Origin of the sequence: Bradyrhizobium sp. JR4.3 (genome assembly GCF_040547695.1) — a bacterium.
Lineage (GTDB): Bacteria > Pseudomonadota > Alphaproteobacteria > Rhizobiales > Xanthobacteraceae > Bradyrhizobium > Bradyrhizobium canariense.
Genome location: NZ_JBEPQF010000012.1, coordinates 140,218 through 165,781 on the forward strand (window position 1 = coordinate 140,218; position 25,564 = coordinate 165,781).

General features: G+C 61.9%; 18 protein-coding genes. 17 read left to right on the forward strand and 1 reads right to left on the reverse strand.

Translation table 11 applies throughout. From position 1 onward, the window contains the following. Window positions 1-121: 121 nt before the first annotated feature. The 8 genes from mdeB to ABIB91_RS20610 all read left to right on the forward strand — a co-directional run bounded on the left by mdeB (window position 122) and on the right by ABIB91_RS20610 (window position 14,286). Complete coding sequence (mdeB, locus tag ABIB91_RS20575) at window positions 122-2,800, forward strand: alpha-ketoglutarate dehydrogenase (protein ID WP_354164992.1); 2,679 nt, start codon at window positions 122-124, stop codon at window positions 2,798-2,800. Window positions 2,801-2,817: 17 nt separating this feature from the next. Next, the gene (locus ABIB91_RS20580; protein WP_354164995.1) at window positions 2,818-4,098 is read left to right on the forward strand and encodes a 2-oxo acid dehydrogenase subunit E2; all 1,281 of its coding nucleotides are present in this window, start codon (window positions 2,818-2,820) and stop codon (window positions 4,096-4,098) included. An 8-nt stretch (window positions 4,099-4,106) separates the two neighbouring features. Then, window positions 4,107-5,819, forward strand: coding sequence for a dihydrolipoyl dehydrogenase (gene lpdA / locus ABIB91_RS20585; RefSeq protein WP_354164998.1), 1,713 nt, complete (start codon window positions 4,107-4,109; stop codon window positions 5,817-5,819). A 17-nt stretch (window positions 5,820-5,836) separates the two neighbouring features. Next, on the forward strand, window positions 5,837-7,366 hold the full coding sequence (locus tag ABIB91_RS20590; RefSeq protein ID WP_354165001.1) for an acyl-CoA carboxylase subunit beta: 1,530 nt from the start codon (window positions 5,837-5,839) through the stop codon (window positions 7,364-7,366). Between the two features lie 8 nt (window positions 7,367-7,374). Next, window positions 7,375-9,390, forward strand: coding sequence for an acetyl-CoA carboxylase biotin carboxylase subunit (locus tag ABIB91_RS20595; protein WP_354165004.1), 2,016 nt, complete (start codon window positions 7,375-7,377; stop codon window positions 9,388-9,390). 110 nt (window positions 9,391-9,500) lie between these two features. Beyond that, window positions 9,501-11,378 carry a methylmalonyl-CoA mutase family protein gene (locus tag ABIB91_RS20600; protein ID WP_354165007.1) on the forward strand — a complete coding sequence of 626 codons (1,878 nt, stop codon included), beginning with the start codon at window positions 9,501-9,503 and terminating at the stop codon, window positions 11,376-11,378. Window positions 11,379-11,412: 34 nt separating this feature from the next. Next, window positions 11,413-13,587: a methylmalonyl-CoA mutase gene (gene scpA / locus ABIB91_RS20605; RefSeq protein WP_354165221.1), complete on the forward strand. Its 2,175-nt coding sequence runs from the start codon at window positions 11,413-11,415 to the stop codon at window positions 13,585-13,587. Window positions 13,588-13,710: 123 nt separating this feature from the next. Beyond that, a complete protein-coding gene (locus ABIB91_RS20610; RefSeq protein WP_354165010.1) occupies window positions 13,711-14,286 on the forward strand; it encodes an oxidoreductase dimerization domain-containing protein in 576 nt (191 codons plus the stop codon). 877 nt (window positions 14,287-15,163) lie between these two features. Here ABIB91_RS20610 and ABIB91_RS20615 read toward each other — a convergent pair. Then, window positions 15,164-15,634, reverse strand: coding sequence for a MarR family winged helix-turn-helix transcriptional regulator (locus tag ABIB91_RS20615; protein ID WP_354165013.1), 471 nt, complete (start codon window positions 15,632-15,634; stop codon window positions 15,164-15,166). Window positions 15,635-16,053: 419 nt separating this feature from the next. Here ABIB91_RS20615 and ABIB91_RS20620 point away from each other — a divergent pair, with 419 nt between their 5' ends. The 9 genes from ABIB91_RS20620 to ABIB91_RS20660 all read left to right on the forward strand — a co-directional run bounded on the left by ABIB91_RS20620 (window position 16,054) and on the right by ABIB91_RS20660 (window position 25,511). After that, entirely contained in the window at window positions 16,054-18,312 is a 2,259-nt protein-coding gene (locus ABIB91_RS20620) for a xanthine dehydrogenase family protein molybdopterin-binding subunit (RefSeq protein WP_354165016.1), read from the forward strand. A 4-nt stretch (window positions 18,313-18,316) separates the two neighbouring features. After that, entirely contained in the window at window positions 18,317-18,766 is a 450-nt protein-coding gene (locus tag ABIB91_RS20625) for an SRPBCC family protein (RefSeq protein WP_354236287.1), read from the forward strand. Window positions 18,767-18,768: 2 nt separating this feature from the next. Beyond that, window positions 18,769-19,638, forward strand: coding sequence for an FAD binding domain-containing protein (locus ABIB91_RS20630; RefSeq protein WP_007594422.1), 870 nt, complete (start codon window positions 18,769-18,771; stop codon window positions 19,636-19,638). A gap of 1 nt (window position 19,639) precedes the next feature. Beyond that, window positions 19,640-20,143: a (2Fe-2S)-binding protein gene (locus tag ABIB91_RS20635; RefSeq protein WP_007594419.1), complete on the forward strand. Its 504-nt coding sequence runs from the start codon at window positions 19,640-19,642 to the stop codon at window positions 20,141-20,143. 22 nt (window positions 20,144-20,165) lie between these two features. Continuing rightward, a complete protein-coding gene (locus ABIB91_RS20640) occupies window positions 20,166-21,377 on the forward strand; it encodes an FAD-dependent monooxygenase (protein ID WP_354165023.1) in 1,212 nt (403 codons plus the stop codon). Between the two features lie 33 nt (window positions 21,378-21,410). After that, a complete protein-coding gene (locus ABIB91_RS20645; RefSeq protein ID WP_247385000.1) occupies window positions 21,411-22,127 on the forward strand; it encodes an isochorismatase family protein in 717 nt (238 codons plus the stop codon). Next, entirely contained in the window at window positions 22,124-23,014 is an 891-nt protein-coding gene (locus ABIB91_RS20650) for an alpha/beta fold hydrolase (protein WP_354165026.1), read from the forward strand. The genes ABIB91_RS20645 and ABIB91_RS20650 overlap by 4 nt, the downstream gene beginning before the upstream one ends. Beyond that, entirely contained in the window at window positions 22,995-24,047 is a 1,053-nt protein-coding gene (locus tag ABIB91_RS20655; RefSeq protein WP_247495137.1) for a 2,5-dihydroxypyridine 5,6-dioxygenase NicX family protein, read from the forward strand. Before ABIB91_RS20650 ends, ABIB91_RS20655 begins: the two co-directional genes overlap by 20 nt. A gap of 114 nt (window positions 24,048-24,161) precedes the next feature. Then, complete coding sequence (locus tag ABIB91_RS20660) at window positions 24,162-25,511, forward strand: MFS transporter (RefSeq protein ID WP_354165030.1); 1,350 nt, start codon at window positions 24,162-24,164, stop codon at window positions 25,509-25,511. Window positions 25,512-25,564 lie beyond the last annotated feature (53 nt).

The window sequence follows — 25,564 nt, forward strand, 5'->3', positions numbered from 1 at the left end:
CTGCAATGCGAGCCTCGGCGTCCCGCCGGAGCCGGGCAATCTGTCGGAACGCGGCCGTATTCAGCAGCACGTGCCATAGCACCCGATGCTACCAAGTGCGGGCTTTCGAGGAGCCCGACGCATGACTGCACACATCGATCCGCCACGCAAGGCCGTCAACGCCGATCAGGATGCGGTCGAAACCGCCGATTGGCTCGCCTCGCTTGGATCGCTCCACCACAGCGCCGGTGCCGAGCGCGTGCGATACATCCTGGCTGCGCTCGATCGGCGCGCGAAGGAGCTCGGCGTTCTGCTGGACTCTCCGCCGTTCTCGCCCTATCGAAATTCGATTCCGCTTGAGCAGCAGAAGCCCTACCCCGGCGACATCGCGATCGAGACCCGTCTGACGGCAATCATTCGCTGGAACGCGCTCGCGATGGTGGTCCGTGCCAACAAGGCCTATGGGGAACTCGGCGGGCACGTCGCCAGCTACGCCTCGGCGGCAGAGATCTTCGAAGTCGGTTTCAATCATTTCTTTCGCGCGTCAAGCTCCGAGTCGGAGGGGGACTTGGTGTATTTCCAGCCGCATTCGTCTCCTGGAGTCTATGCACGAGCGTATCTCGAAGGCCGATTGTCGGACGAAAATTTGAAGCTGTATCGCCAGGAACTGAGTGGCCCCGGTCTGTCGTCCTATCCGCATCCCTGGCTGATGCCAGAGTTCTGGCAGGTGCCGTCGGCGTCGATGGGCCTCGGCCCGATCAGCGCGATCTACCAGGCGCGGTTCATGAAGTATCTGCAGCATCGCGGCCTGGTGCAGACGGCTGGTCGTCACGTCTGGGGTGTGTTCGGCGACGGCGAGATGGACGAGCCGGAATCGATCGCCGGGCTCGCCCTGGCGGCACGGGAAAATCTCGACAACCTCACCTTCGTCGTCAATTGCAACCTGCAGCGCCTGGATGGGCCGGTCCGCGGCAACGGGCAGGTGATTCAGGAACTCGAATCACTTTTCCAGGGCGCCGGCTGGAACGTCATCAAGGTGCTGTGGGGATCGGACTGGGACGATATCTTCGCGCGCGATATCAAGCATGCGCTGCTGCGCAAATTCGCCGACACCGTCGATGGCAAATATCAGACGCTCGGCGCCAAGGATGGGGCCTACAACCTCGCCAACTTCTTCAGCGAGGATCCCGAGGTCCGGGCGCTAGTTGCGCACATGTCGGACGCGGATATCGACGGCCTGAAGCGCGGTGGCCACGACTTCAAAAAGCTGTTCGCGGCCTTTGCCGCCGCGAAGGACATTAAGGGTTGGCCGACCGTCATTCTGGCGAAGACCAAGAAGGGCTACGGCATGGGCGGCGCCGGCGAGTCGCGCATGACGTCGCACCAGGCCAAGAAGCTCGACGTCGACGCGCTGTATGCGTTCCGCGACCGGTTCGCCCTGCCGCTCAGCAACAAACAAGTCGAGGATCTGGAATTCTTCAGGCCTGCGGAAGACAGCGCGGAAATTCAGTACCTACGCGCCCGTCGCGCGGCACTCGGTGGGTACATGCCGGCGCGGCGACGCGCTTCGGCGGCGCTGCCAGTGCCGCCGCTGCAAACCTACGCGGAGTTCGCGCTGCGCGGCGACGGCAAGGAGACGTCGACCACGATGGCGATCGTGCGGCTGTTCACCAATTTGCTGAAGGACAAAACGCTCGGCCCGCGCATCGTTCCGATCGTCGCCGACGAAGCCCGCACTTTCGGAATGGCGAACCTGTTCAGACAGGTCGGCATCTACTCGCCGGCGGGACAGCTCTACGAGCCGGAAGATGCCGGTTCGATGCTGTACTACAAGGAAGCGATCGACGGTCAATTGCTGGAGGAGGGGATCACCGAGGCGGGGGCGATTTCGTCATGGACCGCGGCGGCGACCTCCTACAGCATCCATAACTTCCCGTTGCTGCCGTTCTATATCTACTATTCGATGTTCGGCTTTCAGCGGGTCGGCGATCTGATCTGGGCGGCGGCGGACCAGCGCGCGCGTGGCTTTTTGATCGGGGCGACGGCCGGCCGGACGACGCTCGGCGGCGAAGGCTTGCAGCATCAGGACGGGTCCAGCCATCTGATGGCGGCGACCGTTCCGAACTGCCGGGCCTACGATCCGGCATTCTCCTACGAGGTGGCCGTCATCGTGGATCACGGGATGCGGTCGATGCTCGAGCAGGGCAACGACGAGTTCTATTACCTCACGGCGATGAACGAGAACTATGCGCAGCCCTCGATGCCCGACGATGCACGCGACGGCATCATCAAGGGTCTCTATCGGGTTCTGCCGAGCGCTGACGGGCCGGCGAAGATCAGGCTGGTCGGCTCGGGCGCCATTCTCCCGGAGGCGCTCGCCGCCGCAGCGATGCTGCAAAGCGAATGGAAAGTGGCCTGTGAAGTCTGGTCGGCAACGAGCTTTTCCGAGCTGGCGCGGGAGGCGCGCGATGTGGAGCGAACTAATCGGCTCTCGCCGCTGTCGACCCCGGTCGAGAGCCACGTCGTACAATGCCTCGGCGGCAAGGTGCCGATCGTCGCGGCATCGGATTATGTCCGGGCGTATCCGCAACTGATCGGTTCTTACATCGAGGCGCCCTATACGGTGCTGGGCACCGACGGCTTCGGGCGCAGCGATACACGCGCCGCGCTGAGATCGTTCTTCGAGGTCGATCGCAAGCAGATCGTCGTTGCGGCGCTGTCGGCACTGGCAAAATTGGGTCAAGTGGCGCGTGAGCAGGTCGCCGAAGCCATCGCCAGCTACGAATTGCCGACCGGCGATGCATCGCCTTGGTCGCGCTGAGAGAGGGCGAAGCGCGCATGTCTCGTTCAATTGAAGTCGTTCTGCCAGATATTGGGGACTACAAGGATGTCCCGGTAGTCGAAATCAATGTGTCGGTCGGCGACGAGGTCACGATCGACATGCCGTTGCTGTCGATCGAGTCCGACAAGGCGACGATGGAGGTGCCATCCCCAGCCGCAGGCACGGTGGCCAAACTGATGATCGACGTCGGGGTGCGGGTTTCTCAAGGTTCGGTTCTGATGGTCCTCGAAGGTCGCGGCGAATCCACCGCGCCTCCGCCGGCGACTGCGTCGGCACCGCTGGTGGAGCAACGGATCTCGCAGCAGGAGGCGCTGTCACGGCCGGCGCCCGCGGCTCCAGTCGATGACTCGCGAGCACGTGCACAGCAGCCGCAGCCTAGCGGGGCGGCGCATGCATCGCCGTCGGTCCGCACTTTGGCGCGTGAGCTCGGCGTGACGCTGGACTCTGTCGTGCCCACAGGCCCCAAGGGCCGGATTTTGCGCGAGGATGTGGCGGCCTTCGTCAACGGACTGGGGCGATCGAGACCGGCGATGGCGCCTGAGCCCGGCGCCCCGGTCGATTGGCCCAAGGTGGATTTCGAGAGGTACGGCGCGGTCGAGCGCCTGCCGCTGACACGGATCCAGAAGCTGACCGGTACGAACCTCTCGCGCAACTGGAGCGTCATTCCCCATGTAACGAATATCGACAGAGCGGATGTGACCGACGCCGAAGCCTTTCGTCAGCTCGCCAATGCCGAGGCCGCGAAGGACACGGCGAAGCTCACCATGGTGTCGCTGCTGATCAAGGCCGCGGCCTTGGCGCTGCAGAAATACCCGCGCTTCAATTCGTCGCTCGATGGCGATGAGTTGATCCTCAAGCACTACGTCCACATCGGCGTCGCTGTCGACACGCCGAGAGGTCTGGTCGTGCCGGTGATCCGGGACTGCGATAAGAAGGGCCTTCGGCAGATTGCCGCGGAGATGCGCTCGCTCGCCGACAAGGCGCACGCGGGGCAGCTCGCGTCGGGCGACATGCAGGGCGGCTGTTTCTCGGTGTCGTCTCTCGGCGGCATCGGCGGTCAGGGATTTACGCCCATTATCAACGCGCCCGAGGTGGCGATCCTCGGCGCCGGGCGGGCCGCCACCGAGGCGGTCTGGAACGGCCGCGAGTTTGAACCGCGCCTCATCCTTCCGATGAGTCTGTCGTGGGATCACCGGGTCGTCGACGGCGTGGCTGGGGCCCGGTTCCTGGGCTTCGTCGCGTCGGTGCTCTCCGATCTGCGGCGCTTCGCATTGTGAGGACGCAGATGCGGACAGAGGAAATCCGGGTCCCCGACATCGGGGATTTCCGAGACGTCGAAGTCGTCGAGGTCCACGTCAGGGCGGGCGACGTCGTCGTGCGGGAACAGGCGTTGATCACAGTGGAATCCGACAAGGCCACGCTGGAGATTCCGTCGCCGATCGCAGGGGTGATCACGAGCATGTCGCTGCGTGTTGGAGACAAGGTGTCTCAAGGCTCCATGATTGGCACGGCGTCGGCGTCGGACGAAGCGGGCGCGCAAGGCCAGACGATCTCGGCGGATCAGGATGTTGGCCAGCGCGCAACAGATTATACGCGCTACGATCTTGTCGTGATCGGAGGCGGGCCGGGCGGCTATTCAGCAGCGTTTCGGGCCGCAGACCTTGGACTGAACACCGCGATCGTCGAACGATACGGCACCTTGGGCGGAGTTTGCCTGAACGTTGGATGTATCCCGTCGAAGGCGCTGCTTCATGTTGCGGCCGTCAAGGAGGAAGCCGAACGGATCGCGGACAAGGGCATTCGCTTCGCCGCGCCGCAGATCGATCTGCAGGAGCTGCGCGCCTTCAAGCACGGCACCGTCAAGAAGCTGACGGATGGGCTGAGCCAGATGGCGGCAGCGCGCCGCGTCACGGTGATCCGCGGCATCGCGAAATTCGCCTCCGCCATGCGGCTCGAGATTGTCGGTGAGGGGGCAGGCTCGCAGCAAATTGAATTTGGTCAATGCATCATCGCCACGGGCTCGCGCGCGGTGCAGCTGGCGGTGCTTCCCAAGGACGAGCGGGTGGTGACCTCGACCGGCGCGCTCGCGCTGCGAAGCATTCCGGGCCGCATGCTCGTGATCGGAGCGGGGATCATCGGGCTGGAGATGGCGACCGTCTACAGCTCGCTCGGCGCCAAGATCAATCTTGTCGAAAGGCTTCCCGATATCCTGGCGGGCGTGGATGCCGACGCGGTGAAGATCTGGCGTTCGCGCAACGCGCATCGCTTCGAGCATATCGACGTCGCAAGCAGCGTATCAACCGCCGAAATCACGCCGGACGGCGTGAGGGTCGGTACCACAGGCGCATCGGTACGGACACGATCGTACGATTTGGTGTTGCAATCGGCCGGCCGTGTTCCCAACAGTAGCGAGCTCGGCCTCGAACGGATCGACGTTGCCATCGATTCGAACGGCTTCATTCAGGTCGACGAGCAGATGAGAACGACGGCGCGCAACGTCTTCGCCATCGGCGACGTCGTCGGCGGTTCGATGCTGGCGCACAAGGCCGTTCACGAGGGGCACGTCGCCGCGGAAGTAGCTGCCGGGAAGCCGGCGGCCTTTACCGCGAAGATCGTCCCCAATGTCGCCTACACCGATCCTGAGATCGCCTGGGTCGGCAAGTCCGAGCGTGATGTCGCCGAATCCGGACGGAAGATCCGTTCGGCAAAATTCCCATGGGCCGCGTCCGGCCGGGCCATCGCGTCGGGCGCGTCCTATGGCATGACGAAGCTGCTGTTCGACGCCGAAACCGGTCGCATCGTCGGGGGCGTGATCGTCGGACCGCATGCCGGCGATATGATCGGGGAAATCTGTCTCGCTATCGAAATGGGGGCTGACGCGATCGATATCGGAAAGACCATTCACCCGCATCCGACCCTCGGCGAGACGATCGGCATGGCTGCCGAAGTCCATGAGGGCATTTGCACCGACCTGCCTCCAATCGCCAGAAAGCGGTAGATCAGTTGGCCCAATCGATGTCCGTTATCGAGGCCCTTGAACAACGTCGCGCCGGCGCCAAGCTCGGCGGCGGCGAGAAGCGCATCGACGCGCAGCATGCGCGCGGCCGCCTCACCGCGCGGGAGCGGATCGATCTACTGCTCGACAAGCATTCGTTCGAGGAGATGGACATGTTCGTCCAGCACCGCTCGACCGAATTCGGGATGGAGAAGACCAAGATTCCGGGAGACGGCGTGGTCACCGGCTGGGGCACCGTCAACGGCCGCAAAACCTTTGTCTTCGCCAAAGACTTCACGGTGTTCGGCGGTTCGCTGTCGGAGACCCACGCTCTGAAAATTACAAAATTGCAGGACATGGCGATGAAGGCGCGCGCGCCCATCATCGGCCTCTACGACGCGGGCGGCGCCCGCATCCAGGAGGGCGTCGCCGCGCTCGCCGGCTATTCCTACGTGTTTCGCCGCAACGTGCTCGCCTCGGGCGTGATCCCGCAGATCTCCGTCATCATGGGCCCCTGCGCCGGCGGCGACGTCTATTCGCCGGCGATGACCGACTTCATCTTCATGGTGAAGAACACCAGCTACATGTTCGTCACCGGCCCCGACGTGGTGAAGACGGTGACCAACGAGGTCGTCACCGCCGAAGAGCTCGGCGGCGCTTCCGTGCATGCCACGCGCTCCTCGATTGCGGACGGCGCTTTCGAGAACGACGTCGAGACGCTGTTGCAGATGCGGCGCCTGATCGACTTCCTGCCGTCCAACAATACCGACGGCGTGCCGGAATGGCCGAGTTTTGACGACATCGGCCGCGTCGACATGTCGCTCGACACGCTGATCCCCGACAATCCGAACAAGCCCTACGACATGAAGGAGCTGATCCTGAAGGTCGTGGACGAGGGTGACTTCTTCGAGATCGCGGATGCCTTCGCCAAGAACATCGTCACCGGCTTCGGTCGCATTGCGGGCCGCACCGTCGGCTTCGTCGCCAACCAGCCGATGGTGCTGGCCGGCGTGCTCGACAGCGATGCATCGCGGAAAGCGGCGCGCTTCGTTCGTTTTTGCGATGCCTTCAACATCCCGATCGTCACCTTCGTCGACGTGCCGGGCTTCCTGCCGGGCACCGCGCAGGAATATGGCGGCCTGATCAAGCACGGCGCAAAACTGCTGTTCGCCTATTCGCAGTGCACCGTGCCGCTGGTCACCATCATCACCCGCAAGGCCTATGGCGGCGCCTTCGACGTCATGGCCTCCAAGGAGATCGGAGCCGACATGAACTACGCCTGGCCGACCGCGCAGATCGCGGTGATGGGCGCCAAGGGCGCGGTCGAGATCATCTTCCGCGGCGACATCGGCGATGCCGACAAGATCGCCGCCCGCACCAAGGAATACGAAGACCGCTTCCTGTCTCCCTTCATCGCCGCCGAGCGCGGCTATATCGACGACGTCATCATGCCGCATGCAACGAGGCGCCGCATCGCACGGGCGCTGGCCATGCTGGGTGACAAGAAGATGGAAATTCCGGCCAAGAAGCACGACAACATTCCGTTGTAGGAAGAGCTGTGTTCAAGAAGATTCTGATCGCCAATCGCGGCGAAATCGCCTGCCGGGTCATCAAGACCGCGCGCCGCATGGGAATTGAGACGGTTGCGGTCTATTCCGAAGCCGACCGCGACGCCCTCCATGTCGAGATGGCCGACGAGGCCGTGCTGATCGGTCCGCCGGCCGCGGCGGAGAGCTACCTGGTCATCGAGAAGATCGTCGAGGCCTGCCGCAAGACGGGCGCGCAGGCCGTGCATCCCGGCTACGGCTTCCTGTCCGAGCGCGAGGCGTTTCCGCGCGCGCTGGAGGCGGCCGGCATCGTCTTCATCGGCCCGAACCCGGGCGCGATCGCGGCGATGGGCGACAAGATCGAGTCGAAGAAGGCGGCAGCCAAGGCCAAGGTCTCGACCGTGCCGGGCTATCTCGGCGTCATCGAGGACGACAAGCACGCGGTCAAGATCGCCGACGAGATCGGCTATCCCGTGATGATCAAGGCATCCGCCGGCGGTGGCGGCAAGGGCATGCGCATCGCGCATTCGACCTCGGAGGTCGCGGAAGGTTTCAACCTCGCCAAGGCCGAGGCCAAGGCCTCGTTCGGCGACGACCGCGTCTTCGTCGAGAAGTTCATCGTCGATCCCCGTCACATCGAGATCCAGGTGCTGGGCGACAAGCACGGCAATGTCGTCTATCTCGGCGAGCGCGAATGCTCGATCCAGCGCCGCAACCAGAAGGTCATTGAGGAGGCGCCGTCGCCGCTGCTCGACGAAGCCACCCGGCGAAAGATGGGCGAGCAGGCGGTCGCGCTGGCCAAGGCCGTGAACTACGATTCCGCCGGCACCGTCGAGTTCGTCGCGGGCCAGGACAAGAGCTTCTACTTCCTGGAGATGAACACGCGTCTCCAGGTCGAGCATCCCGTCACCGAGCTCGTCACCGGCGTCGACCTCGTCGAGCAGATGATCCGCGTCGCCGCCGGCGAAAAGCTCGCGCTGACGCAGAAGGACGTCACGCTGACCGGCTGGGCGGTGGAATCGCGCCTCTATGCCGAAGACCCGTTCCGTAACTTCCTGCCCTCGATCGGGCGGCTGGTGAAGTATCGGCCGCCGGCGGAAGTGAGCAAGGACGGCATCACCGTGCGCAACGACACCGGCGTGCAGGAGGGCGGCGAGATCTCGATCCATTACGATCCGATGATCGCAAAGCTCGTCACCCATGCGCCGTCGCGCGCGGCCGCGATCGAGGCGCAGGCGACCGCGCTGGACTCGTTCTACGTCGACGGCATCCGCCACAATATCCCGTTCCTGTCGGCGCTGATGCATCATCCGCGCTGGCGCGAAGGGCGGCTGTCGACCGGCTTCATTGCCGAGGAATTCCCCAAGGGCTTTGCGGTGCGCGTACCCGAAGGCGAGGTCGCCCGGCGCATCGCCGCGGTCGGCGCCGCCATCGATCACGTGCTGGGTGAGCGCAAGCGGCAGATCTCGGGGCAGATGGGCGGCCGCGTCGTGCAGCGCGAGCGTCGCCGCGCGGTCTGGCTCGACCGTCAGGAGATCCAGCTCGAGGTCGCTCGCGAGGGCGACGCGATCGCGGTGCGCTTCGTCGACGCCGAGGGTAAGGCCGGCAATTCGCATCTGTTGGCCTCGCCGTGGAAACCGGGCGATCCGGTCTGGCAGGGCACCATCGATGGCCACTTCGTCGCGGTGCAGGCGCGCCCGATCGCCAACGGCATCCGCCTCGCGCATCAGGGCGTCGAGGTGCCGGTCTATGTCTGGACCGAAGCGGAAGCGACCTCGGCGCGGCTGATGCCGGTGGCGACGGCCGCCGATACCGGCAAGAAGCTGCTTTGTCCGATGCCCGGGCTGATCGTCTCGATCGCGGTAACGGAGGGGCAGGAGGTCAAGGCCGGCGAGACGCTCGCGGTGGTCGAAGCCATGAAGATGCAGAACGTGCTCCGCGCCGAGCAGGACGGCACCGTGAAGAAGATCCACGCCAGTGCCGGTGCGACGCTCGCGGTCGACGCGCTGATTTTGGAGTTTTCCTGAATACCGCAAGAGGCGACCTGAGATGGGCAGCCTGACTGCAGGAATTCCGGTTACTTCCAGGCAGAAGTGATGTTGGGCAGCTCGGCGTCACTTGGGATTAGGTGGACTTGATGAAAACCGAACGGTTGGCATTGGCATCGGGCTTTGCGCCTGCTTCACGCCAGGACTGGCACAAGCTGGTTGATGGCGTGCTAAAGGGAGCGCCGTTCGAAAAGCTGATTGGTAGGACGTACGACGACTTGAGAATCGAGCCGATTTATCTCCGCGCGAAAGACATTGCACTAGTCGACGGGCGGGCACCCGCGGCGCCTTGGCAGATCATGCAGCGCATCGATCATCCAGACGCGGTGACGGCCAATAGGCAGGCCCTTCACGATCTGGAGAATGGGGCGACGGGCCTGGCGCTCGTCTTTGCCGGCGCCAACAGCAGCCGCGGGTTCGGTCTCGATCAAACGGCAGGTACCGTCGCCAAAGCTTTAAAGGACGTCCACCTTGATGCCGGCATCGGGATTGAACTCCAAATTGGTACAGACGGGCGTAAGACCGCGATCCATGTTGCGGAATATGTGAAGTCGGTCGGTCTCGATCCTGCCGTCTGCGACATTCGATTTGGGCTCGATCCGCTGGGCGCGTGCGCCCTAAGCGGACGCAGTCCATACACTTGGGAAGAAATCGCACGGAACGTTGCCAGCACGATCAAAGGGCTTGTAACGCTGGGGTTCAAGGGGCCGTTTGCCGCGAGCGACGGGCGTATCGTTCATGACGCCGGCGGCTCAGAAGTGCAGGAGCTTGCCTTTGTGCTCGCCTGCGGCGTGGCATATCTGCACGCTATGGAGGCAGCGCGCATTCCGCTGGATCAAGCGCGAAGTATGATCTATGCGCGACTCACTGCTGACGCCGACCAGTTTTTGACTATGGCTAAATTCCGCGCGTTGCGACTCCTCTGGGCGCGCATCGAATCGGTGTGCGATGTGGCGCCGAGGCCGCTGTTCATTGCGGCTGACACGTCCTGGCGCATGTTGACCCGGCGCGATCCCTACGTAAACATGTTGCGCGCTACCTTGGCTACATTCTCTGCGGGAATCGCCGGTGCCAATGCGATCACAGTCCTGCCGCACACGTTGGCGCTCGGCCTTCCAGACTCGTTTGCCCGGCGCGTGGCCCGCAACACGCAGCTTCTGCTGCTGGAGGAAAGCAATCTTGCCAAGGTTAGCGATCCTGCCGCAGGTGCTGGCGGCATTGAGGCGCTAACAACGGAGCTTTGCGAGGCGGCCTGGAGGAGTTTTCAAGAGACTGAAAATGCGGGCGGCATTTTTGCCGCTCTACAGCAAGGAACGCTTCAGGCGAAGATCACAGCTACACGCACAGCGCGCTGTGCAAATCTCGCGAAACGCAGCGACCCGCTGACCGGAGTGAGCGAGTTCGCAAACCTTGGCGAAGGCGCAGCGGCGGTACTAAGCGTAAGACCGATGGCTCTTCCGCTTAGCTTTGATCAGAAGTTCGTATTCGACCCACTGCCGCCGATCCGGCTTGCGGAACCGTTCGAATCGCTCCGCGATAAGTCCGATGCGATATTGAAGCTACTCGGCGCGCGGCCGCGAGTGTTTCTTGCTAATCTCGGCACACCGACCGACTTTACGGCCCGCGCGACATTCGCCAAGAGCTTCTTCGAAGCGGGAGGAATTGAGGCTATCGACGGCGCCGGCTTCGCCGACCCAGCCGAGCTTGCCCTCGCATTCACGGGCTCTGGTGCCGAACTTGCCTGCCTTTGCTCCAGCGATAAGATTTATGCGGAGTGCGCCGAAATCTCCGCCCACGCGCTTCAGCAAGTCGGAGCTAGGCACATCTATTTGGCGGGACTTCCCTCTCTATCCGAGCCCGCGTTTCCGCGGGCTGGCATCTGCAGCTTTATTCACGTCAGTTGCGACGCCTTGGCAACGCTAAATGCCGCTTACAACCGGATCCAAAACCCGAAGGTTTCCGGATAATCGACAATCGAACGCGAACACTCAGATGTCATCCATCAGCGTTATCCCGAATTTTGCAAGTATTGCTTTCGAAAGGTGCTCGGTCGCCGCTTCTTCCGTTTCCGTCGATCCGTGGGTGACTCCGGAGGGCATTCCGGTCAAGTCGGCATACGGAGAAGCAGATATCGCCGGGCTCGATTTCCTTGAGACCTGGCCAGGCATCGCGCCGTTCCTGCGCGGTCCCTACCCGACCATGTATGTCAACCAGCCCTGGACTGTGCGGCAATATGCCGGCTTCTCCACGGCGGAGGATTCCAACGCGTTCTACCGCCGCAATCTCGCTGCCGGACAGAAGGGCCTCTCGGTCGCCTTCGATCTCGCCACCCACCGCGGCTATGACTCCGATCATCCGCGCGTCGGCGGCGACGTCGGCATGGCCGGCGTCGCCATCGATTCCGTCTACGACATGCGCACGCTGTTCGCAGGGATTCCGCTCGACCAGATGAGCGTGTCCATGACCATGAACGGCGCAGTGCTGCCGATCCTCGCGCTCTATGTCGCCGCCGCCGAGGAACAGGGCGTGCCGCCGGAGAAGCTGTCGGGCACCATTCAGAACGACATTCTGAAAGAGTTCATGGTGCGCAACACCTATATCTATCCGCCGGCGCCCTCGATGCGGATCATTTCGGACATCTTTGCCTACACCTCACAAAGGATGCCGAAATACAATTCGATCTCGATCTCCGGCTATCACATGCAGGAGGCCGGCGCGACGCAGGACCTCGAGCTAGCCTATACGCTCGCCGACGGCGTCGAATATCTGCGCGCCGGCCTCGCCGCCGGTCTCGACGTCGACCGCTTCGCGCCGCGGCTGTCGTTCTTCTGGGCGATCGGCATGAACTTCTTCATGGAGGTCGCCAAGCTGCGCGCCGCGCGCCTGCTCTGGGCCAAGCTGCTGAAGCCGTTCAATCCCAAAGATCCTCGCTCGCTATCGCTGCGCACGCATAGCCAGACCTCGGGCTGGTCGTTGACCGCACAGGATGTCTTCAACAACGTGATGCGCACCACCGTGGAGGCGATGGCGGCGACCCAAGGCCACACCCAGTCGCTGCACACCAACGCGCTCGACGAGGCTTTGGCGCTGCCGACCGATTTCTCGGCGCGCATCGCCCGCAACACCCAGCTGTTCCTGCAACAGGAGAGCGGCACCACCCGCATCATCGATCCCTGGGGCGGCTCGTATTACGTCGAGCGGCTGACGCGCGACCTCGCGGCCAAGGCGTGGGGCCACATCCAGGAGGTTGAGGAACTCGGCGGCATGGCCAAGGCGATCGAGGCCGGCCTGCCGAAGCTGCGCATCGAGGAAGCCTCGGCCAAAACCCAGGCCCGCATCGATGCCGGCAAGCAGGCGGTGATTGGCGTCAACAAGTACAAGCCGACCGACGAGACGCCGATCGACATTCTCAAGGTCGACAACACCAATGTCCGCCGCCTGCAGATCGACAAGCTGACGCGACTGAAATCCGAGCGCAACCAGAAGGACGTCGAAGCCGCGCTCGCCGCGATCACGCGTTCGGCCGGGGAAGGCAACGGCAACCTGCTGGCGCTGGCGATCGACGCGGCGCGTGCGAAGGCAACCGTCGGCGAAATTTCGGACGCGATGGAGAAAGTGTTCGGGCGGCACCGCGCCGAGATCAAATCCATCACCGGCGTCTACAAGCGGGAGGCGTCCAGCATGGGCAACCAGGTCGAGAAGGTTCAGGCGCTGATCGACGCGTTCGAGGAAGCGGAAGGCCGCCGTCCGCGCATCCTGGTCGCCAAGATCGGCCAGGACGGCCACGACCGCGGCCAGAAGGTGATTGCGTCGGCGTTCGCCGATATCGGCTTCGACGTCGACATCGGGCCGCTGTTTGCGACAGCCGACGAGGCCGCGCGGCAGGCGGTCGAGAACGACGTCCACATCCTCGGCGTCTCCTCGCTCGCGGCCGCGCACCTCACCGCGGTGCCGGAGCTGAAGGCCGCGCTGAAGAAGCAAGGCCGCGAGGACATCATGATCATCATCGGCGGCGTGGTGCCGCCGCAGGACTATGATGAGCTCTACGCCGCCGGTGCCGAAGCCATCTTCCCGCCCGGTACCGTGATCGTAGACGCCGCGGATCAGCTGATCCAGAAGCTCAATGCTCGGCTCGGGCACAGTGAGGCGGCATATAGTAAGCGCCACGGCAGATAGTAACGGCGTATCGGTCCAGATTGAAAGCTCAAAGCCGGGGCGTCGAACGTACGATTTGATCCTGCAGTCCGCAGGCAAAGTGCCTAACAGCGCAAATCTGGGCTTGGAGAAGATTGGTGTAAGATGCGACGCAAAGGTTTCGTTGCAGTCAATAGGCAAATGCGGACGAATTTGCCTCATATTTTCGCGATCGGCGATGTCGCGGGTAACCCGATGCTCGCCCATAAGGCGGTTCACGAGGGGCATGTCGCGGCAGAAGCGGCTGCCGGGCTCAAGAGCTTCTTTGACGCGAAGATCGTCCCGAACGTCGCCTACACTGATCCTGAGGTGGCCTGGGTTGGCATCATGGAACATGAAGCGGCCTCCTCAGGCAGGCACGTTAGATCCGCGAAGTTTCCGTGGGCTGCCTCGGGCAGAGCGATCGCCTCGGGCGCGTCTTATGGCATGAACAAGCTGATCATCGACCAAGAGACGCACCGCATCATCGGCGGTGTGAACGTTGGCCCGCACGCTGGCGACATGATTGGAGAAATCTGCCTGGCGATCGAGATGGGCGCCGATGCAATTGATCTCAGCAAGACCATCCATCCGCATCCGACGTTCGGAGAGACAATAGGCCTGGCTGGCGAAGTGTATGAAGGTGTTTGCACGGATGTGTTGCCGGGTCCGAAGAGATCGACCAAGCGCGCGAGCCACTAGAAATCCAAAAACCTGAGCCGGCATCAGGTGCCTCGCTGCCGTTCGTTCATAGGGGACCCGAATATGGCGGGGAGTTCTCGCAGGGAAGTAAAGGTACCTTTGAGCGTTCAAGAGGAGGAATTTGCCGCGGCATGTCGAGACTTCGTTCTGGAGACGAAACCTGATCTCGCGGCATCCATCGTCATTGTAGACAACCAGCTCAGGATTGTGAACGATCCGCATGTTCGGCTCGCGTTTGTAGAACTTGGTCTTGCCAGATTGGTACGAGTTCTACATCTCGCAATCGAGGGCAAGGCGATTGCGCTCAAAAGAGTGCCAAGACTCCTGTTCGACCTGGCGAGCTATAGAAGGAAGATACTCCGCGCGCTAGGTAGGGACGATTGAGGACAGCCCCTCGGGTCACTAGCACGATTCATTCAGCGCGCAGAGTCATGGAATAGATACTCATCGACGCAACGGGGACCGGCAGTCATCCCTTGGCAGGAGATTCGGATCTCTGAATTGCAAAGGCGGGTACGGCGGTGCGGGCATTGCGAGATCGGAGCCGGGCGATGAAATGAACCGGACGCGTGGAGCCTGGTGATCGGGACCTTCCAAGTCTCGCGCGCGCTCTTTGTCGTGCTGTCGAAATCGTACGACCCGTCAAATGCCGGAAACGGTGCGGAGAGATGCCGACTTCAGCACAAAATGCGGTCTGACATGTACGATAGTATTGCTGCCGGAGGTCGTTCGTTGGGTTTCTACGATCGAATTCCGCATTCGGCGTCTGCGAAAGATTTGCGATCTTTCGTTTTCCTCCCTCTACTCGGCCCGGCGCGATCGCCGGGCCCTTTTTCTCGGCTGCTGACGATATCTAGTGCCGCTCGAAGCCGGTTGATCAGCGTCGTATGATCTTCTTCAAGATTTCGGTGAGCGCTCGAAATTCATCTTGGGTCAGCGGAGCGAATGTCTCGCCGGAAATCTCGCCAATAGTTTCAATCGCTGCGTCCGCTATCCGTCTTCCCTTCTCGGTCAAATCTATCTCGCGTCGCCGCGGATCCAGAGGGTCTTTGGAGCTCTTGATGAGGCCGCGAGATTTCAGGCGATTGATAACGCCGGTGATGGTCGCCGAATCATAATGAATTAGCCGTCCTAAGTGGTTTTGCGAGCAAGGGCCTACCTCCTTCAATTTCGCTAGCGTCGAGAATTGGGGCCCCGTTAATTCTTCAACCATCTTAGCGGCAAAGATGGACGTGTGAGTACGGAGCGCGACTCGCAACAAAAAGCCCGGTGCGTCATCCAGCCGGTACGAATCTATAGCTTCTTTCACTTTCCCGGCCGCGCGCGGCTTTGTCTTGGGTTGCACCACTTTTTGCTTCCTTGCCGTAGGTTGCCTCAGTTCAAAAAATACAGGCCTCAAGCTCCGAAGGTCTCCGGTGCCGGCCGATTGTCTACATTTCCCGACCTAGGAAATCCATCTTTGTTCGACTTCATTCTGTTTAATGCGATTTGCTTCGTTGAGAGCCCCGGAAGTGGCTCGCTTCGATGCGTCCGTCGTTCGCATATCGAAATCCGCTCCGCCTAAGAGGCAAACCCATTCTCGCACGCGCTGGGCTAGACCGATTCGCTCCGGCTTGCCTCCGATCACGGGAAGAGAACATCTAATACTTGCAAGCAAGTGCAGCACTTGCATACAAGTGATAAATGTTGTAGTGTCCTAAGATTGCTCCCCGGACCTTGGCTTCACGCCTTACGGACCGGCGCACCAAAGTACCATCGGATTTGCGTATGTCGGCGATTGACAACATGAGTTCCGTTCGGCCCGACCTGATCGAAAAGGTTACGGGCCGCGCCGAGTACGTTACCGACCTGACGGTTCCGGGGATGCTGCATGGGTTTGTGGTTCGCTCGCCAGCCATTCATGCCCGCATCGCTTCTATCGATTCGAGCGTTGCACGGGCCATGGACGGCGTTGTGGACGTGCTGATCGGCGAAGACGTCGCCTCGTTCGGTAACTGGGGCGTTGTGCTTAAAGACCGGCCGATCATTGCGACCGACCGCGTGAGATATGTGGGCGAACCCGTCGCCGTGGTGATCGCGGAGACAATCGAGATTGCAGAAAACGCCGCAGAACTAGTCGATGTGGGATACGATGACCTTCCGCGCGCAACGACCATCCAGGAAGCCCTGGCGGAAGAAGCGCCGCTCATCCACGAGCGCCATGAAAATCTGGAAGACTTTTATTTCAAGGGCGGCGCCCGGCCGACCCAGAACACCAACATTTTCCACACTTACCGGAACAACGTCGGAGACGTTGACGCGGCGGAGGCGACCGCAGCGTATATCCACGAAGATCGCTTCACTTTCCCGGCCACTTCTCACTTCGCAATGGAGCCGCATGCGGTCATTGCGGATTTCCAGCGGGACTCTCTGACGGTTTGGGCAGGTGCACAAACGCCGACCGCTGTTCAGAAAGTGCTATCGCGCCTCTTCGGGCTGCAACTGGCCAAGGTCCGGGTGATCGTTCCGTTTGTCGGCGGAGGGTTTGGCGGCAAGGCCTCGGTGAAGATTGAGCCTTTGGTCGCCGCTGCTTCGTGGAAGGTGCAACGCCCGGTCCGGATTGCCCAATCCATAGCTGAATCGATGCTCACGTGCAGAAGGTTGGGCGCCGACATCACGATTCGAACGGCTGTGGACGCCAACGGACGGATCCTCGCCAAGAGCGCCAAACTGCTGCTCGATGGCGGGGCATATTCCGACACAGGCTCGGCCGTCGCCACTAAAGCGGCAAATCGCATCATGGGCCCCTACGCGGTGCCCAATCTGCGTCTTGAGGCCTGCGCGGTCTACACGAACACCGTTCCAGGTGCGGCGTTCCGCTCGATCGGGGGGCCGCAAGCTGTTTGGGCCAAAGAATCGCACATGGATAATGTCGCGGCGGCAATCGGCATGGATCCGTCCGAGTTTCGGTTGCGGAATTTGGCGTCCCGCGGTGAGCGCATCCGCCCCGATTTGCGGGCGTTCGATATGGATATGAGTGAGCTGATGGGTCGAGTGACCCAGTCGTTCGCATCGGAGGTGAAGGCCTCCAACCGGCAAGCGCGCGGATTGGCAGTCGCCGCGACCGATCCGGCCAATACGCCGATTAGTAACGCGATCGTACGTCTCAAGATCGACGGGTCGATCCTCGTTTCGGTCTCCAGCATTGAAGTCGGCCAGGGCGCGCACGCGACCATGGCGCGCATCGCATCGCAGACCTTGAAGCAGCCAGCCTCCGCGGTAACCGTCTTGCGCACCGATACGGCCGTCGCCCCTTACGACTGGGGCACAGGCGCAAGCCGATCGACCGTGGTCGTCGGCCTTTCCGTCGAGAATGCCGCACTCGACGCAGCCGATCAGATACTCGAAATGGTTGCTGATGTTTGGGAGCTTCCCCGGGAGAACCTCTCGCTTGTTGAGGGCGGTGTCACGACCGGATCCGAGGTTCTCACTTTCCACCAGATTTTTCACCGCACGCTGGGTGTCGATTCGGGAGAGGTCATCGGCCGCGGCGCGATTACGCCACGCTCGAAGAAGGGTGCCCTGGTTGAGTCCCCTCTGTTCTGGGAGACTTCCGCGGGCCTCGCTGAAATCATTGTCGATGAAGACACCGGCGAGATCCATGTCACCCGATATGCCAGCGCCGCTGACGTCGGCCGCGTGATCAATCGCGTTGCGGCGGAAGGGCAGGACGAGGGGGCTGCAATCATGGGCCTCGGACACGCACTTTATGAAGTGCTGGAGTTCGAGGATGGCCAGCCGGTCAATGCGACGCCGATCGATTATTCGATACCGCGCATCTCCGACGTTCCCCCCGTGTTTGACACCATCCTTGTCGAAAACGGCGACGGTCCCGGTCCAGGCGGCGCCAAGGGAATGGGCGAGGGAGCGATCCTTCCGGTCGCGCCCGCGATCGCCAATGCGCTGTTCTCCGCCTACGGCATTCGGATCACCGAGCTGCCAATGACGCCCGAAAAGGTATGGCGCGCCCTGCAGAAGAGGAACTGAATTCATGGAATTCAATATGTCGATGGTGGTGCCCGCGACGCCGGCGGAGCTTTGGAGCACGCTGATCGACGTCCCTCGCATATCGGGTTGCATCCCCGGCTGCGAAAATGTCGAGGAAATCGAGCGGCTTGCAACTTACAAAGCGACCGTCAAACAGAAGATCGGCCCGTTCAAAGTCGAGGTCCCGGCCGACATCATCGTTGAATCGATAACGGAGCCGTTTCACGTCCGCACGCGCGCCACGGGCCGCGACAAGATCACCGGGACGAGGCTGGCGGTTGTTCTCGACGTGACTGTGACGCCGGAAGGGGCGGGGTCCACATTCGCCGTGGACGCGAAGGTCGACGTGCAAGGTCGCCTCGCGACTATGGGGTTCGGCGTCATCAAGCGTCGCGTCGATCAGAACTTCGAGGAGTTCGAGAAGCGGCTCAAAGAAATGTTGGGCGCGACCTGATCATGCTGCCTTCACCCTTCGCATTCGAGAGGCCTTCGACGATTGCCGGCGCCGTACGTGCGGTCGGAAAGTCCGGTGACGGCATGTTCTACTCCGGCGGAACTGAATTGCTACTGGCGTTGAAGTTGCGCGTCATCCATACGGACCGGCTCATCGACATTAAGGGAATCAACGGACTTGACCGCATTGCTCTGAACGATGCGAATGACATCGAACTCGGTGCGCGCTGTACGCACAACAAGATCGCCAATGATCCTGTTATTCGCGCGCATGTGCCGGCGCTGTCCTCGCTCTGTGCCAACGTTGCGAACATCAGGATCCGCAGCGTTGGAACGATCGGAGGCAATCTGTGCTTCGGAGAGCCCCACGCCGATCCGCTGACTATGCTCGCGGCCTTGGACGCACGGCTGGTGCTTATTGGCCCCAGCGGTACGCGTGTCGTTCACGCTGACGATTTCATCCGAAGTGAGCTGGAAACGGTGCGGGAGCCGGATGAGCTTCTGACAGTCATTGCGTTTTCGCGCCCTACCGGACCGGTGACCTATCGGCGGTTCAAGCATGGTGAGAGGCCCTCGGTGAATGTCGCGATGGCTTGGTCGCTGGGCCCCAGCGGAAGGACGATCAGAAGCGCCCGCGTGCGGGTCGGAGCGCTCGGTTCGCGACCTCAGCCTTTGAAGGCCATCGAAGATGTCCTCCAAGGCATATCCGTCGCTGAAGTCCGCCCGGCGATCGAGGCGGTGCTCCCGACGGCGCTGGGCGAGTTGGAAGTCAACGAGGATCGGCATGGCGGCGCCGAATATAAGCGGCACCTTGCAGGTGTCTTGCTTCTGCGAAACGCGGACGAGGCGATCGCCGCAGCCGGGAGCGCGTGAAATGACACATGTGCTGCCCATTTCGTTCTCGCTGAACGGCCAGGCGATCGCGATCGACGTTCCTGCCCATACGCTATTGATCGACCTGATCCGGGATCGCCTTGGCCTGAAGGGGACGAAGCGCTCCTGTGACATGGAGGTGTGCGGCGCCTGCACCGTTCTGCTCGACGGTGAGCCGATCTCGAGTTGCACCACGCTCGCCGTCGATGTCGATCAGCGGGAGGTCACGACGATCGAGGGCGTAACGCCGCCCGAGGGCCTATCGCGGATTCAGAAGGCGTTCGTGCTTCACGGCGGCCTTCAGTGCGGCTTCTGCACGCCGGGCTTCATTATGGCTGTCACAGCGTTGCTGAAGGCGACGCCGCACCCGACTGACGAAGAAATCCGTCACTACCTGCACGGCAACCTCTGCCGCTGCACCGGATACACCAAGATTGTCGAGGCCGTAAGGAGCCTTGCCGCCGAGCAAGTCTCCGAAGACGCCGCCGAGCCCGTCGCAAGATAGCGCAATGTCGTTTGGAGATATCATGATTCTTGAACAGGTCAGTAAATCGAGTGTCCTCATTGCCGGCGCCGGCATCGGCGGCTTGGCGATGGCGCTTTCGCTGCTTCGTCGCGGCATCGATTGTGACGTATTTGAGCAAGCGTCCGAGTTGCGCGAGGTCGGAGCCGGCCTTTGGATCTCCATGAACGGCGTGCGCGTTCTTCGGGATCTCGGCCTCACCGAACAGGTCGAGCAGAACTGCATCGCGGCCGAGCGACGCTCGATCCGGCTCTGGAACACCGGTGATAGGTGGCCCCTCTACAACCGCAGCTCCGACGCGGCGCGCAATCAGCCCTATCTGCTGCTCCGTGCTCACCTGCTGAAGATTCTCGTCGACGGCGTGCGCGAGTTGAAGCCGGGCGCCATTCATCTGAGCGCCCACGTTGTCGGGTTCAGTCAAGACGACGAAGGGGTTCGGGCCAAGCTTGCTGATGGCTCCGAAGTCGAAGGACGCGCGCTGATCGGCGCTGACGGTGCGCATTCGAAGGTCCGCCTTGGCCTCATCGGCAACATCGAGAGCGAGTACACGAAGGCCATCGCCTGGCGTGGTCTCGTGCCCGTCGACCGCCTTGCGCGGCATCAGCGCGAACCCGAGGTGGCAACCTGGATCGGACCCACCGCTCATGTCACTGCCTATCCGGTCCGTTGGCAGAACACCGTCATGATGACCTTTTCGGGCCAGGTCGACCATGACCACTGGCTCCTCGAATCCTGGTCGGAGAAGGGTTCTGTCGAGGAATGCCTGAAGGACTTCAAGGGCTGGCATCCGGACATCATCGAACTGGTCGGGAATGTGGATACCCTGAACAAGTGGGGACTGTTCGTGCGGCCGTCGCTGGGTACGTGGTCGAAGGGGTGCGTCACCCTGCTCGGCGACGCCTGCCATTCGATGCTGCCGTACCTCGGGCAGGGCGTGAACATGGCCCTGGAGGATGCATCCGTCCTCGCCCGTTGCTTCGAGGAGAATCCCGATGACATCGCGGCGGTATTCAAGACGTATCAGGGCCTGCGGCTCGATCGCACCACCAAGGTCGCAAAGTCGGCGGCCGGCATGCTGCCGATCTTTCATAACCAGGCGCTGTGCAAGCCGGAGACAGCGGGTGACTACATCAAGACCCAGTGGGCACCGGACGCGACGGCTGCGCGATACGATTGGATCTACCAGTACGACGCGGCCACCGCGCCGCTTCACTGACATGCTCACGATTGTGACCTCTGGAGCGCAACAGTGACTGGCACCAGGCACCCCTGGGACGACGTGATACCGCTGGACGAGCGCGAAACCTATGCCCTCGCAGGGCTGGGTGGTGCGGCGGGATTCGGCAGACGACCGGCGTTGCTGGTCATCGACGTGCAGTATCGTTCGGTCGGCGACCGGCCGATGCCGATCCGCGACGCGATCAAGCAATACCCCACCAGCTGCGGCGAGGCCGGTTGGCATGCGATCGCACACATCGCCGAATTGGTGCTGCTGTTTCGCGAGAAAGAACGGCCGGTGATTTTCCCGCATGTCGCGCGGAAGGTAGGCCAGGACCAGGGCGCGTTCTCCGCGAAGATCCCGGGTATCATGCGGATCCCGTCCGAGGGCTACGACTTCGTCCGAGAGGTGGCTCCGGAGCCCGGCGAGTTGCTGCTGCCGAAAACTCAGGCAAGCGCGTTCTTCGGCACTCCGCTTGCGACTTATCTGATCGGTGCCGGCGTCGACTCGCTGGTGGTGACCGGCTGCACGACCAGCGGCTGCGTGCGGGCTTCGGTTGTGGATGCGTGCGCGCTGAACTTCAAGTCAATTGTGCCGAGCGATGCGGTCTACGACCGCTCGCCCACGTCTCACGCCGTCAACCTGTTCGATATCGCCAGCAAATACGCGGATGTCATGCCGACGCAGGTCGCCATCGAGCGGCTTCGCGCGCTGTCGGATGACCACACAAAGGATCAGCAGACGTGAGCGGCGCCGCGGCATCCGGATTGCTTTACGGCGCCAATGTGCACGCCAACGGCATTCGGCAGCATTATTTGCGGTTCGGCGGGACCGGGCCGGAGATCATCATTGTCCCTGGCATCTCGACGACTGCGGCGCAATGGGCCTTCATCGCAGAACGCCTGTGCTCCGGACACGACGTTTTCGTGCTCGATCTCCGCGGTCGCGGCCTTTCCGAAAGCGGCCCGCATCTCAATTATTCGCTCGACGCATGCGCATCCGACCTCATCGGGTTCGCTGAAGCGCTTGGAATGGGCCCTTATACGCTGCTGGGCCACTCGATGGGCGGCCGCATCGGAATCCGCGCCGCGCGTTGGCGGCCATCGTCCATGGACCAACTGATACTGGTCGATCCGCCGGTCTCCGGTCCCGGACGCCGCGCCTATCCGATTCCGGTCGAACCGCTTCTCAAATTGCTTCAAAGCGCGAAGCGCGGAGAAGCCGACGCGGCGCTGCGAAGCCCCTCTGCTCCGCGGTGGCCCGAGCTGCACATCCGCACTCGGGCCGAGTGGATGCATACCTGCGACGAGCGTGCTCTCATCGAGAGTCATAAAGGCTTTCATGACGATGATATCCACCGCGACCTCGCCCATCTCGGCGTTCCCACCGCATTGATCGTCGCCGGGCGCGGAGGGGTCATTCGACCCGAAGATGAAGCGGAAATTCGCGGATTGCTGCCGCCGATCGCGATCAGGACGCTGGAAAGCGCGGGTCACCAAATGCAGATCGACGATACCGAGGGCTTCCTTTCGATCGTCGAAGAGCTTCTAGCGCGACCACGCGATCGGTTCGACGGCCGCGTGTCTACGTTCGGCAAACAGGAGATCAGTGAAGATGTCCCGACAAATCGTTGATGTTGAAATGCTCGAGCTCTTCAAGGCCGAGCTGACACTCTGCAAGGTGAAGAAGGGCGAAGTCGTTGCGGTCCTGAGCGGCGGCGAGGATCAGCAGGAATACGCCCAGGCCTTCATGCTGGCCGCGCAGAGCCTCGGCGCAACGACCTTTCATCTCAACGTGCCCAAATACGGCCAGGGCAAGGTCGCAGGCCTGCAGGGCCGGCATGCGCTCACGGGCAACCAGCCGGCGATCGATACGCTCAAGCGCGTGGACATGGTGATCGATCTCCTGGGGTTGCTGTTCTCTCGCGAGCAAGCCGAAATTCAGGAAGCGGGCACGCGCATCTTGCGCGTGATGGAGCCGTTCCACATCCTCAAGAAGATGTTCCCGACCGAAGATCTGCGCCGGCGAACGGAGCTTTCTCGAACCCTCCTCCAGTCGGCCAGCAAAATGCGGATCACGTCGCCCGGCGGAACGGACGTAACTTATGGCCTGAAGCAATACCCGGTCATTTCCGAATACGGATACACGGATGAGCCCGGGCGCTGGGATCATTTCCCGTCAGGCTTTGCCTTCACTCAGGCGACCGATGGCGACGTCAACGGTACGGTCGTGCTGATGCCCGGTGACATCCTCTGCGCGTTCAAGCGTTACATCCAGTCGCCGGTCACGCTGACCGTGAAGGGCGGTTATATCGTCGACCTCAAGGGCGAGGGCACCGACGCGCTCCTCATCAAAAACTATATCGACAGTTTCGGCGATCCGCGCGGCTGGGCGATCTCGCATATCGGCTGGGGATCGAACGAGCGTGCTACCTGGCACCACATCGCGGCCTCCCAGGTAGTCGCGTCGGAGCACATCATGAATGCGCTTTCCTTCTACGGGAACGTCCTGTTTTCGACGGGTCCGAACACAGAGCTCGGCGGTACGAATGACACGCCGTGTCATTTGGACATCCCGCTTCGCGGCTGCAGCCTGTGGCTCGACGATATCCACATCCTCGACAAGGGCGACTTTGCTTATCCGGAATTGAGAGCGCCGGGCCGCTAGGCCCCCGCGCATCAAAATCGGTGCCCGGAGCCGCATTTGCGACTCCCAACGACGCGGAAAGCGTTTCGATAACGACCATCAATTGTCCAGTTCTCTCAACGGGAAGCGCACCACATGTCTACGGCGATCGGAACTTCGGAAGATTACACGGCGAGGCAACGGTATTCGATTATGATCTCGGCGATGCTGGGCTACATTCTCGACTTCTACGACGTTCTGATCTTTCCGTTTCTTTTGCCCGCGATCCAACGGTCGATGTCGCTATCGTTGGCCGAGGTCGGTTCACTGCAAGCTCTGACATTGTTCGGATCGGCCATTGGCGGCGCGCTGTTTGGCATCGTTGGTGATCGACTTGGCCGAAAGACCTCGCTTCAACTCACAATCGCGCTGTTCTCGGTTGCCGCGATCATTTCGGCCTTCGCATGGAATTACTGGTCGCTTGCCGTGCTGCGGTTGATCACCGGCATCGGTCTTGGCGGCGAGTATGGCGTAGGCATGGTGCTCTTCAACGAGGCCTGGAAAAAAGGCAGCCGAGGTTTGGGGGCGGCCGCGCTTCAAGGCTGTGCCGTGATCGCGTCATCCACGGCTTCAATCGTTGGCATTTGGCTTATTGCGACGTTCAGCGACGAATGGAGCTGGCGCATCGGCCTGCTGAGTGGCGGCGTACCCATTCTGCTGATTATCTTCATTCGTTTCTTCATGCCTGAATCCAAGATTTGGCTGGAGTATGAGGCCCAACGCAAGGTCGGTCAGGTCACCGGAGAAGCTCGCACACTTCCCCTTGCGGACCTTTTCCGCAATGGGCTAGCACGGCAGACCGTCATCGCGTTCGTATGGCTGATGAGCTACATGCTCTGCTATTACAGCGTCGTCTCCTTTATTCCGACGCTGCTGCTGCGGGATATGCATACACCGGGTGATATCGTTCGCACGACAGCCGTTCTGCTCTCGGTGGTCAGCGGCATTTGCTACCTCGCGAACGGATATTTCAACGACAGGGCTGGCCGCCGCTTCGGAGCCCTCGTGCCCGCGCTTTTTTGGGTCGGGTCTTTGGTCGGTATGGCCATGTGGGGCAGCCAGCTCTACGCCGGATCGAAAGCCGAATGGCCGATGTTCTGGCTCTACATTTGCTTCGGCATTGGCAACGTAGCGCTGGGTGTGACCGGCGTCTGGATCTCTGAACTCTATCCGGTCAACCTGCGGGCGACGGCGGTGTCTACATTCTATATGGGAGGGCGCGGGCTCGGCAGCATAGCCCCTGTGATTGTGCCTCTCGCGGCCGCCCATTTCGGCGGAAGCTTGCTCAACGGCATGGTTGCGGTGGCCCTTCCCGCTGCAGCGATCTTCATTCTCGCCTCTCTTCTGCTTCCCGAAACCCTTGGTCGGGATTTATCCGCGAAGGGTTTTAAAGTCGGCACGGAAACGGAGGCCACGATGAAGGCAGCTTCGGTGTCGAGCGTTTGACGCTGGTGGAAGGACATTGACCGGCGAGATGAGGGCTGTCGCCGTGCTCATCT

Bases quoted from the DNA above. Each gene is read 5' to 3' on its own strand.
- ABIB91_RS20620 (WP_354165016.1), top strand. From the start codon at position 16,054: ATGTCGGCGATTGACAACATGAGTTCCGTTCGGCCCGACCTGATCGAA.
- ABIB91_RS20600 (WP_354165007.1), top strand. From the start codon at position 9,501: ATGAAAACCGAACGGTTGGCATTGGCATCGGGCTTTGCGCCTGCTTCA.
- ABIB91_RS20640 (WP_354165023.1), top strand. From the start codon at position 20,166: ATGATTCTTGAACAGGTCAGTAAATCGAGTGTCCTCATTGCCGGCGCC.
- ABIB91_RS20660 (WP_354165030.1), top strand. From the start codon at position 24,162: ATGTCTACGGCGATCGGAACTTCGGAAGATTACACGGCGAGGCAACGG.
- ABIB91_RS20655 (WP_247495137.1), top strand. From the start codon at position 22,995: ATGTCCCGACAAATCGTTGATGTTGAAATGCTCGAGCTCTTCAAGGCC.
- ABIB91_RS20625 (WP_354236287.1), top strand. From the start codon at position 18,317: ATGGAATTCAATATGTCGATGGTGGTGCCCGCGACGCCGGCGGAGCTT.
- ABIB91_RS20630 (WP_007594422.1), top strand. From the start codon at position 18,769: ATGCTGCCTTCACCCTTCGCATTCGAGAGGCCTTCGACGATTGCCGGC.
- ABIB91_RS20635 (WP_007594419.1), top strand. From the start codon at position 19,640: ATGACACATGTGCTGCCCATTTCGTTCTCGCTGAACGGCCAGGCGATC.
- mdeB (WP_354164992.1), top strand. From the start codon at position 122: ATGACTGCACACATCGATCCGCCACGCAAGGCCGTCAACGCCGATCAG.
- ABIB91_RS20610 (WP_354165010.1), top strand. From the start codon at position 13,711: ATGCGACGCAAAGGTTTCGTTGCAGTCAATAGGCAAATGCGGACGAAT.
- ABIB91_RS20580 (WP_354164995.1), top strand. From the start codon at position 2,818: ATGTCTCGTTCAATTGAAGTCGTTCTGCCAGATATTGGGGACTACAAG.
- ABIB91_RS20590 (WP_354165001.1), top strand. From the start codon at position 5,837: ATGTCCGTTATCGAGGCCCTTGAACAACGTCGCGCCGGCGCCAAGCTC.
- lpdA (WP_354164998.1), top strand. From the start codon at position 4,107: ATGCGGACAGAGGAAATCCGGGTCCCCGACATCGGGGATTTCCGAGAC.